Origin of the sequence: Methanospirillum sp., assembly GCF_035406105.1 — an archaeon.
Taxonomy (GTDB): Archaea; Halobacteriota; Methanomicrobia; order Methanomicrobiales; family Methanospirillaceae; genus Methanospirillum.
The window spans coordinates 1-2310 of the sequence record NZ_DAONKG010000297.1 but is presented as its reverse complement, the minus strand read 5'-3'; the positions used below and the strand labels follow the sequence as shown (position 1 = coordinate 2310).

At 37.7% G+C, this 2310-nt stretch carries 4 protein-coding genes; 1 reads left to right on the top strand and 3 read right to left on the bottom strand.

The features are described 5' to 3' along the window. The first annotated feature begins 372 nt into the window (after window positions 1-372). Window positions 373-687 (top strand): hypothetical protein, encoded by a 315-nt coding sequence (locus PLA23_RS12635; protein WP_324328864.1) that lies wholly within the window; start codon window positions 373-375, stop codon window positions 685-687. 410 nt (window positions 688-1097) lie between these two features. Here PLA23_RS12635 and PLA23_RS12630 read toward each other — a convergent pair whose 3' ends face one another. The 3 genes from PLA23_RS12630 to PLA23_RS12620 form a co-directional block, all read right to left on the bottom strand. Beyond that, the gene (locus PLA23_RS12630; RefSeq protein WP_324328862.1) at window positions 1098-1631 is read right to left on the bottom strand and encodes a nitrophenyl compound nitroreductase subunit ArsF family protein; all 534 of its coding nucleotides are present in this window, start codon (window positions 1629-1631) and stop codon (window positions 1098-1100) included. A 57-nt stretch (window positions 1632-1688) separates the two neighbouring features. Continuing rightward, entirely contained in the window at window positions 1689-2021 is a 333-nt protein-coding gene (locus tag PLA23_RS12625; protein ID WP_324328860.1) for a putative zinc-binding protein, read from the bottom strand. A 36-nt stretch (window positions 2022-2057) separates the two neighbouring features. Beyond that, the coding region (locus tag PLA23_RS12620) for a putative zinc-binding protein (protein ID WP_324475408.1) at window positions 2058-2310 on the bottom strand (253 nt) is incomplete at its 5' end.

The following is a 2310-nucleotide window of genomic DNA, read 5'->3' as shown; positions in this document are numbered from 1 at the left end:
CTTGCTGATTCGATACATTACGTCAATAAAATGAGAACTCGGTCATGGATAGGAACGATGAGAAAGTGCTTAAAACGAAAGGCAGAAAAAACAACCAATTGGATAACTAATTTGATTGAACCTCGTTCAGATTTGAGTATTTAGTTCATTAGACTCACAATATCTCCATTATGTACCGTAAGGTATCGATCAATCCCATGTTTTTTGGAAAACGTTGAATATTTTTTTTACCCAGGGATGGGGTTTTAATATCATTCATGATACAACCATTGTCGAACATTATATTTTGGAAAGGAAATAGATCTATTTCGAGTGAAAAATCATGCGTGGGTTTTTTATTTTACCTACTCAAGTATATTGTGAGGAGATATTATGTCAAAAATGACCCAACAACAGGAAAAGGTCTTTTCAGAAATGTGTGCAATGCTTAAACAAACATTTAAAAATTCTGATGAATTGAGCATCCGTGGTGCATTACGACTTGCAATGGCAGATTGGGAAAAGGAAACCGGTCATACGGTAGCAGAGGCTGAATCATGGCCTTTTGAAAAATATCAGTCTGAATGCAATGAACCGGTACTTCGAAAATTTGTTGATAAATTAATCAATCAGGGGTATGACAAGGTTACTGCTGAAAAAGAATTTTCGAATCTGGTAACAACTATCAGAAAGAATTACCAAAAGTGAAGCAAGCAACAATAACATATCAGAGATCGTTATCTTATTCTTCTCATTACCTTGATACATATATTTTTAATTCCGACATGCTCATGAGCGATATTTCTCAAAGATGGGACAGAAATCCCTCTAAATGAAGTCAATAATCTTTTTTTATGAATAATCCCATCGTCAAGACTGATTCTCCATTTCCAATGCAATTCTTCTTTAGCTCCAGTTATGGAAGCTGCAAGGATACACTAAGATTTTTTTCAGTCATATGGATGAAAAAATCCATCTAATCTTATTGAATACTGGAATCTGGCATATAGGAGATAATCGGCAATTATTTACTGAATATAAAAACCAATTCAGACATTCTGAAATTCCCTATCCTGCAATGTTTATTGGAAATAAAGGGATAACCGGGAGTAGTGATATTATTCATACGGCTGATCAGTTGGTAAAGGGCTATGTTGACCAATATTTAATGAGGGATCAATTATTTCCAGTTTTTTCCTGATTGTTCCGGATAATTCATCACTAAATGCTTTCTTATCATCAAGTTTATACCAAAGTTGTATCAGGTTTTCTGCATGAAAACCAGTCTCATCTGAATATCCAATCATCACTGAAGACGATGTCGGCCCAAATCTGGAGACAATATCTGAATTTTCCGGCAGATCAACATTTACGTGTCTGAAGATGATCTTCCCATCATCTATTTCCTGTCTGAATGACGTATTCATGAGATCTTCAGACATTTCGCCAATCACCCGGCAGGAATAGCATTGATCTGTTTCGTGGAAATGATACACTTCAACACTTCCAGCCGATGGAATAAATTCAGATGAAATATTCTTCTGGGTTGCATTTTTTTCAAGACTAAAAGGTTGATTACAACCACACCCCCCAGAGAATATATAAATCCCTGTGAGAATTGCCAGAATAATAAATGGAATATAATTTTTCATTTTTTTGATGAGAATATCAGGCTAAAAAAAATAATGAATAATCACAAATTAAATCATTCACCGGATTTTTTCTCTGACAATTGATGTCATGAGTTCAATTTCATCAAATCGTGGATCTTCCATACCATTCTTAATTATCCCGCATTCGGTGGCGACAATATGAATGTCCGGATCATATCCCAACTCTTTGATTTTTTTCCTTCCACAACAGTCTGAACATCCATCAACGATAACTATTCTCTTCGCATGGGCGAGAAAATCACGTAATTTTTCTGGATCACTTCGTGCAGCAAAAGAGCATTCAATAAGGCCTGGACATTTTCGATGAAGTGATTCACTTACCTTTGTCGTAAGTTTCCCTGTATTGGATATGCCCGAACAGGTTACCATAGTCGTATCAGAATCGGAGTGCATAAAAAAATAAGATTAGCAGCACTTTCCGCCGCAGCCACAGCCGCCTGAACCGTCGGAGGGTTTCTTCCTAGAAGATTCTGACTCCTGTGTCTTCCCTTCTCCTTTCCAGGCAGCAGAGACAATAGATTCAACCTGCCCGGCAGTGAATGACCGATCTTCGTAGGTCTTTTCCACACCGAGATCGGTGATTACCAGATGCTGGTGAACCGGGACTCCTGCCGACTCCGCGATCTTCTTCGCACAATGCATCCCGCACCCGTCGATG